The 16035-nt window shown below is 42.6% G+C and carries 20 protein-coding genes; all 20 read left to right on the top strand.

Going from position 1 to position 16035, the window contains the following annotated elements:
• The first annotated feature begins 61 nt into the window (after nt 1-61).
• Nucleotides 62-1108, top strand: coding sequence for a PriCT-2 domain-containing protein (locus tag EVU92_RS10090; RefSeq protein ID WP_130051120.1), 1047 nt, complete (start codon nt 62-64; stop codon nt 1106-1108).
• Nucleotides 1108-2466 carry a virulence-associated E family protein gene (locus tag EVU92_RS10095; RefSeq protein ID WP_130051121.1) on the top strand — a complete coding sequence of 453 codons (1359 nt, stop codon included), beginning with the start codon at nt 1108-1110 and terminating at the stop codon, nt 2464-2466. The genes EVU92_RS10090 and EVU92_RS10095 overlap by 1 nt, the downstream gene beginning before the upstream one ends.
• 308 nt (nt 2467-2774) lie before the next feature.
• Complete coding sequence (locus EVU92_RS10100; RefSeq protein ID WP_130051122.1) at nt 2775-3134, top strand: hypothetical protein; 360 nt, start codon at nt 2775-2777, stop codon at nt 3132-3134.
• Between the two features lie 188 nt (nt 3135-3322).
• Complete coding sequence (locus EVU92_RS10105) at nt 3323-3796, top strand: lysozyme (protein ID WP_063529818.1); 474 nt, start codon at nt 3323-3325, stop codon at nt 3794-3796.
• Nucleotides 3789-4217: a hypothetical protein gene (locus tag EVU92_RS10110; RefSeq protein ID WP_063528034.1), complete on the top strand. Its 429-nt coding sequence runs from the start codon at nt 3789-3791 to the stop codon at nt 4215-4217. Before EVU92_RS10105 ends, EVU92_RS10110 begins: the two co-directional genes overlap by 8 nt.
• A 158-nt stretch (nt 4218-4375) precedes the next feature.
• Nucleotides 4376-4669, top strand: coding sequence for an HP1 family phage holin (locus EVU92_RS10115; RefSeq protein ID WP_130051123.1), 294 nt, complete (start codon nt 4376-4378; stop codon nt 4667-4669).
• Nucleotides 4662-5039 (top strand): HNH endonuclease, encoded by a 378-nt coding sequence (locus EVU92_RS10120; RefSeq protein WP_168990009.1) that lies wholly within the window; start codon nt 4662-4664, stop codon nt 5037-5039. The genes EVU92_RS10115 and EVU92_RS10120 overlap by 8 nt, the downstream gene beginning before the upstream one ends.
• Nucleotides 5040-5131: 92 nt before the next feature.
• Nucleotides 5132-5599, top strand: a complete 468-nt coding sequence (locus tag EVU92_RS10125; protein ID WP_130051125.1) for a P27 family phage terminase small subunit — start codon at nt 5132-5134, stop codon at nt 5597-5599.
• Nucleotides 5600-7309 carry a terminase TerL endonuclease subunit gene (locus tag EVU92_RS10130; RefSeq protein ID WP_130051126.1) on the top strand — a complete coding sequence of 570 codons (1710 nt, stop codon included), beginning with the start codon at nt 5600-5602 and terminating at the stop codon, nt 7307-7309.
• Nucleotides 7309-8553 (top strand): phage portal protein, encoded by a 1245-nt coding sequence (locus EVU92_RS10135; protein WP_130051127.1) that lies wholly within the window; start codon nt 7309-7311, stop codon nt 8551-8553. Before EVU92_RS10130 ends, EVU92_RS10135 begins: the two co-directional genes overlap by 1 nt.
• Before the next feature lie 23 nt (nt 8554-8576).
• The gene (locus EVU92_RS10140) at nt 8577-9299 is read left to right on the top strand and encodes a head maturation protease, ClpP-related (protein ID WP_168990010.1); all 723 of its coding nucleotides are present in this window, start codon (nt 8577-8579) and stop codon (nt 9297-9299) included.
• A 68-nt stretch (nt 9300-9367) separates the two neighbouring features.
• A complete protein-coding gene (locus tag EVU92_RS10145; protein ID WP_130051129.1) occupies nt 9368-10615 on the top strand; it encodes a phage major capsid protein in 1248 nt (415 codons plus the stop codon).
• 56 nt (nt 10616-10671) lie between these two features.
• Nucleotides 10672-10926, top strand: a complete 255-nt coding sequence (locus EVU92_RS10150) for a hypothetical protein (protein WP_130051130.1) — start codon at nt 10672-10674, stop codon at nt 10924-10926.
• A gap of 5 nt (nt 10927-10931) precedes the next feature.
• A complete protein-coding gene (locus EVU92_RS10155) occupies nt 10932-11540 on the top strand; it encodes a head-tail connector protein (RefSeq protein WP_130051131.1) in 609 nt (202 codons plus the stop codon).
• Nucleotides 11537-11866 carry a phage head closure protein gene (locus EVU92_RS10160; protein ID WP_130051132.1) on the top strand — a complete coding sequence of 110 codons (330 nt, stop codon included), beginning with the start codon at nt 11537-11539 and terminating at the stop codon, nt 11864-11866. Before EVU92_RS10155 ends, EVU92_RS10160 begins: the two co-directional genes overlap by 4 nt.
• On the top strand, nt 11859-12365 hold the full coding sequence (locus EVU92_RS10165; protein WP_130051133.1) for an HK97-gp10 family putative phage morphogenesis protein: 507 nt from the start codon (nt 11859-11861) through the stop codon (nt 12363-12365). The genes EVU92_RS10160 and EVU92_RS10165 overlap by 8 nt, the downstream gene beginning before the upstream one ends.
• The gene (locus EVU92_RS10170) at nt 12362-12760 is read left to right on the top strand and encodes a hypothetical protein (protein ID WP_130051134.1); all 399 of its coding nucleotides are present in this window, start codon (nt 12362-12364) and stop codon (nt 12758-12760) included. Before EVU92_RS10165 ends, EVU92_RS10170 begins: the two co-directional genes overlap by 4 nt.
• Nucleotide 12761: 1 nt before the next feature.
• Nucleotides 12762-13226: a hypothetical protein gene (locus tag EVU92_RS10175; protein WP_130051135.1), complete on the top strand. Its 465-nt coding sequence runs from the start codon at nt 12762-12764 to the stop codon at nt 13224-13226.
• Entirely contained in the window at nt 13226-13561 is a 336-nt protein-coding gene (locus EVU92_RS10180; protein ID WP_063528658.1) for a hypothetical protein, read from the top strand. Before EVU92_RS10175 ends, EVU92_RS10180 begins: the two co-directional genes overlap by 1 nt.
• A gap of 241 nt (nt 13562-13802) precedes the next feature.
• A complete protein-coding gene (locus EVU92_RS10185; RefSeq protein WP_130051136.1) occupies nt 13803-16025 on the top strand; it encodes a hypothetical protein in 2223 nt (740 codons plus the stop codon).
• The last annotated feature ends 10 nt before the right edge of the window (nt 16026-16035 follow it).

Raw genomic sequence — 16035 nt, forward strand, 5'->3', positions numbered from 1 at the left:
TGTTGGTTTGGTCGCTAAACATACTAATTTAGGGAAGCGTTTTTTAACAGGAATTTTAATTATGCAGCAGGCAACGTTAGATGATGTAAGGGATGCTTTGCAGTACCTTGACCCAAATTTAGATCGTGATACCTGGGTTAGGATTGCCATGGGCATTAAAAATGAGTTTGCTGATGCGGGCTTTGATATTTTTGATTCATGGAGCGCTGGCGGTGAGCGTTATAAGGCAAGTGATGTTAAAAGTATGTGGCGCAGCGTAAAAGCGAGTGGCGGTGTTACGATTGGTACTGTTATCGGCATGGCTAAAGATAAGGGCTTTACATTTAGCCGAGAACCTATGACGGCAGAGCAACAAGCCAAACTCAACGCTGATTACGCTAAGCGAGCTAAAGAGCGCGAAGCGAAAGAAGCAGAGGATGAAGCAGCGCGCCAGCGTTGGCATGGGGTAATTAGCGATTTTTCCAAACACATCATTGATAATTTCACGATTTCGATAAAATCCAATAAGTACTTAAGCGATAAAAAAGTGAATGCCTATGGGGTGTTAGGTTTTAAAAAGTCGTTTATTTTGATCGTACGGGATAACTTTACGACAGAATTAGTTGAGGGTAGTAAAGCTATCAGTCTATTTTTTGATAGCTTGCCGAGTGATGAAGAGCGTGACTTTTCGTTTTTGCATATTAAGCGTGGCAGTCTGGCTATTCCCCTGATTGATATTAATAAGCAGATTTGGAACATCCAAGTAATCAACAATACTGGTACCAAGTTATTTTTAAAGCATGGTCGTAAGTCGGGATTGTTTCACTTTATTGGTAAAGCAACTAGCTGTAATGTTTTGGCTGTTTGTGAAGGGTATGCAACGGGCGCGAGCATTCATATGGCGACTGGTTGGCCGTGTGCGGTGGCGCTTGATGCGGGTAATTTGTTACCTGTGGCTTTGGCATTTGCAGAAAAGCTAAAAGATAAGACCTTTTTGTTTTGTGCAGATAACGACGTTAATACAAAGGGTAATCCTGGTATTACTAAAGCGAATGAAGCAGCAGCTGCGGTTAATGGACTTGTTGCTGCACCTGATTTTTCTGGTATTTTAAATAAGGAGGCTGCTTGATGGCCTCACGTTCTTTAACAGATTGGAATGACTTACATGTAAGTGCTGGTTTAGCTGAGGTCAAAAAACAGCTATCTGCTGTTGTTGATAAGCCAAGCGCTAATGATGGTGATAACCCGCCGCCGAAAAACGCTGACGCGCGGGAGCGTTCATTGGGGGATGAGCCGTGGCAACGGCTTTTCCAAAGAACCAATGCTGGCAATCCGCAAGCGAATATTAGTAATACGAAGCTGGTTTTAGAGCACGATCCTGCTTTTGATGGTGTTTTAGGTTATTGCAATTTTAGCTATCGGATCATTAAACGTAAGTTGCCACCGTTTAAAATGGCAAAGCTTGGTGAATGGACTGATGCCGATACCGAGCGCTTACGTATTTACTTATCTGAAAGCTATGGTTTTACACCGAAACCCAGTGATGTACTTGGTGCTATTTTGGTTCATTCAGAAGAGCATGCCTTTCATCCCGTTCAGGACTATTTAACGTCAATAAAGTGGGATGGTAAGCCGCGAGTGGCTATGTGGTTACATGATTACTTAGGTGTAGAAGACTCTGATTATGCGGCTATGGTTGGCACATTCTTTTTGGTTTCTGCTGTAGTCCGGGTAATGCGGCCACCCGTAAAAGTTGACTCGGTGTTGATTTTAGAGGGCTTGCAGGGGTTGGGTAAATCGACAATGTGCCACAACCTATTTGGTGATTGGTTCACTGATACCCCTATGGCTTTGGGTGAAAAAGATACGTTTCAACAAATGCAGGGGATGTGGGGAATTGAGCTTGCAGAGCTTGATGCGTTTAATAAGGCTGAGAACACGAAAGCTAAACAGTTCTTTGGTTCACAGGTTGATAGGTACCGCCCCAGTTATGGGCGTATGGTGCAAGAATTCCCGAGGCAATGTGTTTTTATTGGTACCACAAACCAAGATAGGTATTTAAAAGACTCAACGGGAAACCGGCGCTATTGGCCTGTGATGTGTACGAAGATATGCCAAGAGGCCATAAAGCGAGATAGGGATCAGTTATGGGCAGAGGCGGTTCACCTATTAAATGAGGGGACACCTTGGTGGCCTACTGATGAATACAAACACCTATTTGAAGAGCAGCAAGAGGATAGATTCGACTCCGATGTATGGGAGGAGCTTATCTACAAATGGCTTATTAAAAATATGCGTTCGGATTATTCCTGTGCCGAAATTATGGAAGAAGCTCTAGGTATGGATGCTCACGCCATGCGCCCACCTGAACAAAAACGTGTTGGACAAATTATGCATCGCCTTGGTTTTGAGAAAAAGAAAAAGCTTATAAAAGGTAAGCGGCCTGCGTTTTATTTTCCGCCAAAGGGGTTTTGGGATGCTAGATAATTATTTTAGTGTGACAGTGACATTTACCATGACCACTTGCAGCCCTTGCCATATAAGGCTTTGTCATAGTGTCACAGTGTGTCACGGTGTTTTCGCGCACACATACGCGCGCGCGTGCGAGCGGACGCATTTGATATCTATATTCTATTTAATAATGTTACTTACTAATGTATGTAAAAACACTATGACACAGTATGACAGTATGACAATACCAGTAAATACAAGGGCTGTAGCTGTCATGGTTGTGTGTCACGGTGAAAGTGAGTATGACATCAATGTTTTAAACTATTTTGCGGCGGGGATGTAGGATGCAATTAGATCTAAGAGAACAGGCAGAAAACGATTTAGCACAATGGGGCCTTTGGGCGAGAGAGAAGAACTTACCAACGCTAAAGGCTCAGAACCTCGTTACATCGCGTTCAGTGAAGCTAGATATTAACGGTTGCCCTTTAGTGATAAAAGATGACTATGCACAAGTACTCGATGCCAGTATTGCAAGAATGCGACATTTAGATCCTACTTACCCGTTTATTGCTCGCCAGTACTTTAGCTTGGGGTTGAGCTACCGAATAATTGCTCAGGAAACAGATATCAATAAAGACAAGGTGTCTTCTATTGTTGGTGAGATTGTGAGCTGGGTTGCTAGTGATCTTATTAAAGCGGCGTAGATCTTTTTTTCAAAAACTGTTGCTTTTGTCCAGACAGAAACTATACTGATTCAGGTAAGCTTAGCAAAGCTACAACATAAAGCCCGAGGTTAACGCCTTGGGCTTTTTTGTTTCTGCTTTTTAGCTCACGTTCCTGTTGTTGACCCGCTTTGGCTTTGCCTAAGCGGGTTTTTTCGTTAGAGGCCCTTATGAAAGTAAACAAGCTATTAGCCGCTGGTGTTACCGGTGTACTTGCGCTTGCAGGCGTTACGATTGCACAGTTTGAAGGTGAGGTAAGAACGGGCTATGTCGATCCTGTTGGTGTGGTTACCGCTTGCTTTGGTCACACAGCGACAGCTGAGCTTGGCAAGAAGTACACAGAGAACGAATGTTTAAGTTTGTTTGCTAAAGACTTAGGCGAACATAACAAGCAGCTGCTAAGAGCTGTTAGCGTATCAATGTCAGCAAGCGAACATGCTGCTTACTTGTCATTTCATTACAACGTGGGTGCTGGGAACTTTCGTAGCAGTACGTTATTAAAACTTTTGAACAATGACCAACGAGTGAAAGCGTGTAATGAGTTACCACGTTGGGTTTACGCTGATGGCCAGAAGTTACCAGGCTTAATTAAGCGCCGTGAAGCAGAACGCCAGTTGTGCTTAAGCGAGATTAGCGATGTTTAGTTTAAACAAAGTATTGTTTTCAGGCTTGGGAGTGATGCTTGCGATATCAGTGTTTCGATATTTGGGCGTTAGCGCTGAGCTTGATGAAGCGCGTGAAAGTAACGAACAGCTACTCGGCACTATTCAGAGCTATAAGAATCAGGTTGAGATGCTTGCTAACAACTTAGTGAATGCTGAGAAGCAAAATAAGCGATTGCTAAAAGAGCGCACTTTACTAGAACAAATTCGTGCAAAGCACCAAGAACAACTTACCTCTATCGAAAATAAGCTTCAAACAACTAACTCACAACTTGATGCATTAAGGCTATCGACTAATGAAACAACTAAGAACTGGGCTAATGACTGTGTGCCTAGCGCTGTTATCAGCGTGTTCAAGTACGCCAACGCTAGAGCCTGTAATCAAAACAGTCGTACAAACTGAGTATAAGTTTGTACAGATGCCTAACGAGTTCATTAAACCTTGTGAGGTTAGTATTCAAGCTGTTGGAGACAATACATCTCACAGTCAGTACACAGTGTATTTAGAGACCCTTATTGATACCTGCAATGAGCAGTTATTAAGAGCGCGAGAGTGGAACAATGCGAATAGAAACAAGTGATATAGCTGTGCAAAAGGCCGTCAGTGTAACGACCTACAGCGCAAGCTTAGGCACTGCAGCTGGAGGGATATTTAGCTTGAATGAGTGGGCTATATTACTGGGTATTATATTCGCAGCATTAACATTCTTAGTTAATGCGTGGTTTCAACATAAGCGTGACGAACGTGAAGCGCGTAAGCATGATGATGATAGAGAGTTCCATCGCGCAAGAATGGAAGCGCTACAGCAAAGCGACCATGCACAGCTGTTATGCGAGGATAACATTGATGGCTAATAAGCCTGGTAGCTGGTGTAGTAAGTGTCGCAAGGTGCATCATAACGAGCCTTGCCCACACCGCAAGCCTTTTGGTCGTAAGCGTGATGGTAACAAACAATCAGGTCGGGGTGGCCGTGTGTGGCAACGAACAAGAGAATATATATTTCATCGTGATAACTTCCTTTGCCAGATATGTAAGAGCAAAGGTGTACTTACATCCGTTGAGCTTCATGGCCCTTACCATGGTGTATGTGATCATATCGTTCCTTTGACTCAAGGCGGCGATGACAAAATAGAAAACCTACAGACCATTTGCCAGTCATGCGATACAGAAAAGACGGCAAGTGAGTCAAGACACAGCACTCACCCGGGGGCATCAAAAGTCTAGAGGGGTGCTCCGTTCACCGCCGCCCTAATGAGATTTTTATGCGGGCTATAAATGAAATGAAAAAGCCCACTTTATAGAGAGTTAGCTAGTTTATGTCAGGTAGATACCCATCAGTAGCAGAAAAGAATGACGATAAGGTCGTTCAGTTTCCTGGTACCGAAGAAAAAGCGGAAATGAGCGATAAGGAAGCGAAAAAAATCGCGATCCAATCGCGTCCGCGTGGTATGTCAAAACCTGAACAAAAAGTGTGGGAAATGGATGTTCCGGCTTATGTGAAAATTAATCGTTTTAAACCGCACTTCACACGGTTCTTTAGAGAGTACTGTGTTGTTATCGCTCGCATGGAAGAAACAAAAGCGTTCTTAGACCAAGAAAATGTTGGTTGGACCTATACAACAGTTGGCCGCAATGGCGCACAGCATAAGAATCGTCCTGAAGTGGCTCAGTACAACGATGATTGGCGAAAGCTAAACAGCTTAATTAATCAGATTGGTGGTAGTCCAGCAACGGACCAAAGGTTTAACAATTTACAACCTGGTCTGTTTGATGACTTGTATTAGATGCGGAAAAACTACCCAACGTTTCAGCATGACCACCTTGCTGATATAGAGCGTTACGCTAACGATGTTATAAGCGGTAAACGCCTTGCAAATCGTTATGAAAAATTAGCTGTTGAGCGTGAAAGCCGAGATTTAGAACGAGCTGGCACAAAAGATTTTCCATATTACTTTGATGTAGAGGCTGCACTTAAAGCCATAAGGTTTATTGAAACTTTTAGTCATGTAAAGGGAAAGTGGGCAAGGGCGAAAGGGCAGGACGCTTTAATTGCTTTAAGCCCTTGGCAGAAGTGGATAACAGCCCAGGTATTTGGTTGGAAGCATATCATCACCAAGCGCAGACGTTTTAGATCTGCAGCGGTATATGTTCCAAGGAAAAATGGCAAGTCAACGTGGATTGCACCCATTGGGCTGTACATGTTGTCGAACGATGATGAGCCAGGCGCTGAAGTTTATTGTGGTGCTACCAATCAGAAGCAAGCTAATGAGGTATTTCAACCAGCCCATAAAATGGCTACGAGGCAACCTGCTTATCGTCGGCAATTTAAAGTTGAATTACTAGCCCAACAAATATCGAGCACTGCAGACGGCGGTAAGTTTGAACGTTTGATAGGTGATCCTGGTGATGGTGGTTCGCCGAGTTGTTACCTCTGTGATGAATACCACGAACACCCTGATGACAGGCAACGAGACACTATGGTCACAGGGATGGGCGCTAGGGAACAACCACTCGAATTTATAATATCAACAGCCGGTTCTAATTGGTTTGGGCCATGTGGTCAACATTGGAAAGAATGCCAAGAAATACTAGAAGGCACTCGGGTTGATGAAACAACATTCTGTATCATCTACGCAGCAGATAAAGATGATGATTGGCAAGATGAAAATACATTAATAAAAGCCAATCCTAACTATGGTATTTCGGTTGATGTTGATGGTTTAAAAACCCAACTCAACAAAGCTAAGCAATCAGCGCGTAAGCAAAATGCATTTAAAACAAAACACTTAAATTTATGGGTGGGTGCAAAAGAAAGCTGGCTTAATATGGAAGATTGGAAAGCAGCTGCCGATCACTCTATTACCATGGATGAGTTCTTGGGAGATGAGGGAACAAAAGGCGTCGATTTATCTGAATCGGATGATTTAACAGCCGATGTAACCTGCTTTACCCGCACAATTGATGGCAAACTTCACTACTACTTGTTTGCTAAAACCTATGTCACTGCAGCGAAAGCAAGCGAAATTGATATTTACCGAGACTGGGTTGATCAAGGTGACCTCTTAGAGTGCGATGGAACAAGCATTGATTACGATGAAGTCGAACGAGCGATTGAAACTGATAACGAAAATTATCAGATTACAGGCTTGTTTTACGACCCAGCAGGCGCAGCGCCTATCGCACAGCGTGTCCAAAACAACACTGGCATTGAGCCAATAAAAGTCGCGCAAAACTACACCAATTTTTCACCGGCTATGCGTGAGTTTGAAACTTTACTCAGGCAGGGCCGCATTCACCACAATGGTGATCCTGTTCTTGCCTGGTGTTTAGGAAACGTAATCGCGAAAGAAACCATGGACGGCAAATATATTCGTCCAGTCAAAGAGCATAAAGACAATAAGATTGATACCGCGGTTGCTATGTTACTCGCCTTTATAGGCTCATGGCAGCCTGAAGAAGATGATGGTTCTAACCAAGAGTTTTTGGAATTCTAATGTTTAAAATCCCTTTTTTAAGTCGTTCAAGCAGCAAAAGCACGACACAAGTAAGCAATACTGCTGAGCAAAACGACATATCAGTACAAGATATTAATTCCTTGGCTGATCTATTTGGGGTAATGCCTTCATTTGCAGGCCCAGCTGTTACACCAAAAACATCCATGAAAGTATCCATCGTTTTTGCTTGTGTGCGATTAATTGCCGGCGCTATTGCTCAGATGCCCGTTCATATCTTTGAACAAAGTGAAAAGAACGATAAACAAAGAGTCCCAAACCATAGTTTAGCTAACTTATTTAACTTACAGCCAACACCAGCGTGGAGTGCAGCTGCATTTTGGGAGTTTATCGTATCGAGCATGCTGCTTCACGGTGATGGGTTTGCTGTCTTACTGAGAGATAGAAACGGTGATGTAGAAGAAATATTACCAATCAGCCCTGTAGGTATGAATGTAGTTAATAACAATGGGCGTTTAAATTACTTTTTCACACTTGATGATAATCCCCGAGGCTTTGATCAGGACGATATTTTGCATTTTCCTGGCTTTGGTTTTAATGGTCTTAAATCTATGTCAGTTATTCAGTGGGGGGCATTTAATAGCATTGGCCTTGAGCTTGCCATGGAGCAACACAGTGGTGAGTTTTTCAAATCAGGTTCAACTCAACGCGTTGCAGTTGTTAAACAAGGGAAGTGGGATGAAACACAAAAAGAGTCATTCAGAAACGCGTGGGTTAAAGCTTATGGCGGTATCGAAAACTCTAAGTTTCCACTGGTTCTTGATAACAGTACAGATGTAAAGCAACTGAGTGTGTCAGCCAAAGATTCTCAGCTGCTTGAGTCGCGTGAATTTCAAATTACAGATATTGCACGTGCGTTTGGTTTGCCTAGCTTTATGGTAAATCAAGAACAAAAGACAACATCCTGGGGCAGTGGCATTGGTGAGATTGGCTTATCGTTCTTGCGTTTTACGCTAGGACCCCACCTCAATCGCTTTGAACAAGAAGTAAACCGCAAACTCTTTTTGAAAAAGCCCATGTTTGCTGAATTTATCGCTGCTAATTTAATGCGTTTGACCTTAAAAGATCGCAACGAAGCATACCGTCAAGCGATTGGGGGCTCGCAAGGTCCTGGCTGGATGAGCATTGATGAAGTTCGTAAGCTTGAAAACTTACCAGAACTGGGTGGCCGTTACGCATTTCCTTACGATCCAATCGCCGCAAACAATCAACAAACGGACAATTAACCATGAGAAATAGCCGAAAATTAATGCAGTTAGTTAAAAACAACTGCCAAAACCGTGAACAAATTGGCTATCAAGTCAAGCAGCAGTCACCACTGGCCAATGCAGATGAAAACCGACCTGCATTTCTAATATACGATGTAATAGATGCATGGTGGGGCGTATCAGCTGAAATGATAAAGCGCGATCTGCTTAGCATTACTGATGCAACAGACATTGATATTTATATTAATAGCCCTGGTGGTGATGTATTTGAAGCGACAGCTATTTATTCAAGTTTAAAAGCGCATCCTGCAAAAATTCATGTGCATATTGATGGTATTGCCGCAAGCGCTGCAACACGCATTGCATTAGCCGGCGATACAATTGAAATCGCGGACTCAGGCTTTTATATGATCCATTACGCATGGACACTAGCTTTGGGTAATGCACAAGAAATTCGCGATACAGCAGACATGCTTGATAAAGTCGATAACACCATTGTTAATGACTACGAAAAACGCACAAATGCTGGTGAAGAACAAGTTCGTAACTGGATGCAAGCTGAAACATGGTTTACCGCAGAAGAAGCCTTAGAACACGGCTTTGTTGATAGCATTATGCAAGATGAAAGCACAGATAAAACTACCAATAAAGCTTGGGATTTAACAACGTACCAAAACGCACCTGAACCCAAAGCCCCAGAAAATATATTTCCGCAGCGTGAAAGGCTAGAACGATTTGCCAACATGTTGCTGGCAACTAGCTAGCTCCGCTGGCACCACTATCGAAAGCACCGAAAGGTGCTTTTTTTATACTTAAAATTGAGGAATACATTATGCCTAGCATTCAAGATAAGCGGGAGCAGCGCAAAGGTTTAGCTGTCACCCTAAACCAATTAGTCACAGATCATCCAAAAGATGAAGCTTGGACTGATGACAAGCAGAAAAAATATGATGATCTGGTTAATAAAATCGATGCATTAGACGGTGAGCTTGACCGTCATCAAAAAGTGCTCGATTTACAGGCTAAGTCAAAGCAAACCATTCAAGATCGCGCAGACCAAAACGGCATTTCTACTGATGAAGCTGAGCACCAAATTCAGCAAGAAAAAGCAGCGTACGCAACATGGCTACGTGGTGGTATGTCGGCGCTTAATGAAGAACAACGCACTGCAGTACAAGCTCGTATTGATAGCCCTAAAAATACGATGAGCACTGGCCAAGGTTCAGAGGGTGGTTACCTCACTGCTGATGAAATTGCACCTGGTATTTCACAGGCATTAAAAGCTTATGGTGGCATGCGTGAACTGGCGACTGTGGTACCTACACAAACAGGTTCTACAATTCCTTGGCCTACAGCAAACGCAACCGCTGAGCAAGGTGAATGGTTAGCAGAAAATGCCACAGCAGATGACGAAGATACTTCATTCGGTGTGCGTAACATTGATACGCATATGATCAGCTCAAAAGTCATTGCAGTGCCATTCCAATTGTTGCAAGACACTCAATTTGACCTTGAGGGTTACATTAACAACTTAATCGGCCAGCGTATTGGCCGTACGTCTGAAGATGCATTTATTAATGGTGATGGTACGGGTAAGCCACACGGTATTCTTGCAGATATCACTGCAGGTAAAGTGGGCGGTTCAGGCCAAATTGCAACAATTACTGTTGATGACCTTATTGATCTGGAACACAGCGTTGATCCTGCTTATCGCCGTAGCATGAAGTGCGGTTACATGATGAATGACTCATCAATCAAAATTGTTAAGAAGCTTAAAGACAGTCAAGGCCGCCCACTTTGGTTACCGGGTATTGAGTCAGCTGAACCAAATACAATTTTGGGCAAGCCATATGCCACGAACCAACACATCCCTGCTATGGCAGCAAATGCTAAATCTGTGTTGTTTGGTGATTTCTCTAAATACATTGTGCGTGATGTATCACAAATGCTGTTCTTCCGTTTCACAGACAGTGCGTATAGCCGCAAAGGCCAAGTTGGTTTCTTAGCGTTTATGCGTACAGGTGGCCGCTGCATCGATGTAGGTGGTGCTGTTAAGTACTACCAAAATGCAGCCGCTTAATTGATGCTCCAATTGCCCCTGAAAAGGGGCTTTTTTATTTAAGTAAGGACTTAACCATGGCAGCTAAAAAACAAATTACTGCACGTGTACTGGTTGCATGCGTGATTGCTGATCAACCTTTTGAGCCAAACGCACTTGTAAAAGGTGATGCTGAGTTACTTGAACCCCTTATAAAGGTTGGTGAGTTATCGAGTGACAAATCTGCGGTAGAGTATTGCAGCAACGAGCTAAAAGTTGAAGCTGTTGATCTTAATGCGACAGGTGAAGACGCAGAAAGTGACACTGGCGACAATACTGACGGCGAAGAGTAACAACAATGAAAATGCTCCGAAAGCTAATCCAGGCGCCTTTGATTGAGCCACTCACCGTAGAAGAATTGGCAGCACATACTTATGCAGATGAAGATCACCATGATTATTTGCAAACCTTGGTACCGAGAGCGCGAAAACGGTTTGAACAACGCACTGGCCGTTTACTCGTAGAACAAACATGGCAATTTGCTATGCCTAAATTCTGTAAGGAAATTGTTTTACCTACCGCGCCGCTTAGGAGCATCACATCAATTAAATACATAAATACATTGGGCCAGTATGTAACGCTTGAGCCAACAGAGTATCGCGTTGTAGAACATGGCTTAACAGCCACCATTACACCTAAATTAGGCGGGAATTGGCCAGCTGTCGGTTTTAAAGTAGCTGATGCAGTACAAATAGAATGCATCATGGGTCATACAGCTGTGGTGAATGATGCAATTGACGCAAATACGTTAATTGACAAAGACAAATACGATCTTGCAAAACAAGCTATTTTAATTTTAGTGGCTGATTGGTTTAGAAACCGTGAAGACACCGCACCCGTGCAGCTTTATGACATGCCAAATGCATTTAAAGCAATCGCAAACGAATTAGCAGTAGAGCTATTATGAAAACCATGCCAGCTGCTAAATACAACTGCAAAGTAAGCTTTGGTAAAAATACCAAGTCAGATGACGGCTACAATACGGACTCTTTCGCACATGAATTTTTTAAATGGGTGAACATTCATACTGGAGCGTCTAAAGAACTAGAGCAAAGTGGCCAGTTAATGGGGCAGGTTACCCATACAATCACCTGTCGTTATAGCAGTAAAATTAAAGCAACCCACCAAATCACATTTAAGCAGCGCCAATTTGAAATTATTGGTAAACCAATAAATCAAGATTTCGAAAATATTCAAACCATTATTGCTGTAAAGGAGATCACCAATGCTTGATGCAGGAATTGATATCTCGGGTTTAAAGCAAATGGAACAAGCATTACAGGATATTTCTAAAGAGATAGGTGCGAAAAAAGCGACAGGCATTATGACAAGCGCTATCCGTGATGGTGCTGTGAAATATCAGCAAGGTATGCAACGTAATGCGCCTGAATCTGAACTTGCCCGCATAGTTAAAACTAAAAGCGGCCAAAAAGTAGAAATCCGCCCAGGCTTTTTAAAATCTCGCATTAAAATTCGCGCCAGCACAAATCGCACAGGTGCAGAAACAAAGCGCTTTGGTAAAGGTGTGGTATCACTTGTAAAAGTTGGGGCATTTAAAGTGCCTTACATTGTTCAAGTTGAGTACGGTACCACACGGCAAAAAGCCCAACCGTTTATTCGCAACTCATTTAAAAAGCGCACGAATCAAGTTGTGGTGGTTATTAATCATCGCTTAGCTAAACGAATTCAAATGGCACAACGCCGCATAGCTAAAAAGAACAAAGCAAAATGATAGAAAATAGCATAAGAAAAAAAGCTTTAGCATCACAAGCTTTGATGGCGCTGATTGGGGATAACTTTCATCTGACAGAAAATCATAACAGCAAAGATAACTACATCTTTCTGACTGTGATTGATGATGAAACACCAATAGAAATTCACTTGGAAAATAATCAAAGCGAAGCATTTGTGCAATTTGATTGTTACAGCAAATTACCCGCTAACGCTAAGGCAATAGCAAAGCAAATTGAAGTTACTTTTAACAAAAAAGGGTTTACCGATACGCATGTGAATGTGCAGTTAGCACTTAAACAGCGCCGTATTCCAGATTTTGATACTGACTCAAAACTATACCGTGAGTCATACGAGTATATTTTTTATTACCACAACATAAATAACGAGGTGTGAAATGCCAGATCCAACTCCAGCAACAGAGCTTGCAACCGATACCGTTGACTCACATGGTTCAACATTACAATTTTGTTCAACGGGTGAAGAAGCCGTTGATAAGTTTTTACCAGGTATTGATGTTATCCCACAAGTGAACTCAGGAAAGCAGTTTGAAGATGACACAGATATAGGTATGACTCGTCGTTCATACTATGAAAAAGCACTTCCTGAAGACCAAGACTTTGAATTAGTTATGCGTGATATACCTGGTAATGCAGACCAAAAAGCATTTACTGATCAAGTTATTGCCGGTACCAACATAACTATGAAAATTACCCGCGCCAGTGGGCGAGTAATTGAGTTTGTACTTGTTCCACAAGATTACTTTTCGGGTGAATCAGGCAAAGAGACAGGCAAGCAAATGTTTGCATGCATTGGCAAGCTTCAAAATGTTAACTTTACTTCAGTTAGTTCGGGTGCTTAATGATTACAGCTGCAGATATTATGGCGGGAAGACTTGCTACGTCTACCCGCGTATTTGACGTAAAAGGTATTGGAAAGGTTGAATTACATCGATTGCCAGCTATTGATGAAGTAAAAGCAAGAGAGCTGTTTTCAGATAAAAATGCTGATCCCAAAAAGCTAGAAAAACTTGCTGAGCGAAATACCTACTATATGCTCCATGGAAAGTATGATGATAAAGAAGCTGCAAAACTGCCGAAACTAATGGATGTAGAGCAGCTTGGCATGATCCACACAACAGGTTTGTTCTTTACAAATCTATCTCAAGACAACCTTGAAACTATTGAAAAAAACTAAAAAAGCAGCCTGAGTTACATGCGCTCTGCAATTTAGCAGATAACTTAGGTTGCTCAATCTACGAATTACATTCACGTTTGCCGGCAGAAGAACTTGAACTTCGATTAGTCCATCAAGGGTTAAAAATGGGGCTAACGTTTGACCGTTCAGAGCAGCGCAAAATTGAACAAAATAAAAAGCAACGTGAAACAGAAGCGTTTTTAAATACCTGTCCTTGGCGCCAACGTAAGAGAACTTAACTATGTCATCAATTGCAACACTCACTATCGACTTGATCGGTAAAAGTGGCAAGTTGTCGGCTGAATTGAAAAAAGCCACTAAAAACACGCAATCTTGGGCTGATAAAACTCGGAAATTGGTGGGGACAAGCACAAAAGCAATGGTTGGCTTTGGTGCTGCTGGTGTTGCTGCGTATGCCTCTATATATGCTAAAAATGCTGAATTTATAGACTTGCAAGCAAAAACCGCTGATAGATTAGGGATAACAACACAAGCGCTTGGTGGTTTACAACACGCAGCTAATCTATATGGTGCGACAAACGAAGAGCTTACAAAGTCGCTGCAGCGGATGCAGCAGGGGCTAGGGCAGGTAGCTCAAACTGGCACTGGGGAAGCTAAGTATGCACTTGATGGCTTAGGCCTATCAATTAAAGACTTGCAAGGTTTTGCGCCTGAAGAGCAATTTAAAGTTATTGCTGACAAGCTAAAAGATGTTGAAGATCAAAGCCAAAAGGTTTACATCGCACAGAGCTTAATGGGTAAGTCAGGCGTTAAGATGATCAACGTGATGGACGCCGGTGCTGAAGGCATCAATGCCATGATGCAGGAAGCTGAAGACTTAGGCATGACATTTGATCGCATCGATGCAGCTAAAGTTGAAATGGCGAATGATGCATTTGATAAAGCACAAAAAACCACACATAGCTTTGGGCAAACGCTAGCCATTGAAACAGCGCCTATTATTGGCGCTATCTCTGATATGTGGACCGAATCAGCCAAAGAAGCCGGTGGTTTTGGCTCTATAGCGCAGCAAGTCGTCACAAAAGTAGCTTCAGGTATTGGCTTTTTGGCTGATATGGGCCGAGGCTTACAAGTTATATTTTTATTATTACGCCAAGGGGTAGCAGAACTAGCTAACGTAGCAGTTCAAAGGTTTGCTGATGTAGCTAGGGCAATCAATCCTGTTTTAGAAGCCTTAGATATGGAGTCTTCTGGACTTAAGCAATTAGAAGAATTTGGAGATTCTTTTTCTGCCACTACAGCTAGCCTAGCGAAAGAGTTGAGCGACTTGGCGTTGGAGCCTATGCCATCAGAGAAAATAAATGCTTGGATAGCAGATGTGCAGGATAAGTTTGAAGCTGCTGCTCAAGATCAGGTTAATAATCCAGATAAAAAGGATTTAAGTGATTTACTTCTTAAAAACGACCCTGCAGCAGTTGATGAAAAAGCCCAGAAGTTAATAGAAGCAGCACGCAACCAGTACCAACAAATATTTGATGCTCAGTTAGAAGCTGATGGCAAAGAGGTTGAACTTGAAAACAAACGCTTTGAGAGAAAACTAGGCGATATGCAGCGTGAGTTCGATATTTTGCGAGAGAAAAATCTGGTTACGGCTGAAATCGAAAATGAGTATAACGCGGCTAGAGAGCAAGCGTTTGCGCTGCATGAGCAACGGATTACAGAAATTAAAAAAGAACAACAAGACGCTCAGCTTGAACAGCATGAAGACTTTCTTACACAGCTCCAGGAGCAAGTTAATTTAAGCACTGAGAACTATGACACGATGTGGGGTAATACTTTTGATCGTTTTACAGCTGGTATAGGTGAATCTGTTGCTAATGCCGTAATGACACAACAGAGCTTTGCAGACTCAATGCGCGATATCACCAAAAGTGTATTAAGTTCAACTATTGCTGCTTTAGCTGAAATGGGTGCAAAACGTTTGGCTTTATGGGCAACTGAAAAGGTTTTAAACAAAGCAAGTGCTACAAGTGCGGCTACTACAATGACAACAAGCGCTCAAGCTATGGCTTTAACTGCTGGTTTGAATGCTTTTGCATCAACAGCTGCCATTCCTATGGTCGGTGCATTTATGGCACCTGGAGCTATGGCCGCAGCCTTGGCTGTAGCAGAACCTATGGCGCTAGCAATTGGTGGTATTTCGGCTGGAATGGCTGGTATGGCGCATGAAGGTATTGATGCCGTGCCAAGAGAAGGAACTTGGTTACTCGACAAGGGCGAACGTGTTTATACAAACGAAAGCGTTGATAAACTGGATAGAATGTACGAAATCATTGCAAACAGAAGTGGCAATGATGATCAGGGCAATGGTGCCCGCGAAGTGCATATTTCCCCGCAGTTTTTCATTGAAAACAACACTAATGACGCAATGACAGAGTGGTTTGACAACAACATAAACCGCATTGCTCAAAAGCTCCAAGACGTTATCGATATTCCACATTAATAAAATTAAG

This window comes from Pseudoalteromonas sp. MEBiC 03485, from assembly GCF_004195145.1.
Classification (GTDB): domain Bacteria; phylum Pseudomonadota; class Gammaproteobacteria; order Enterobacterales; family Alteromonadaceae; genus Pseudoalteromonas; species Pseudoalteromonas apostichopi.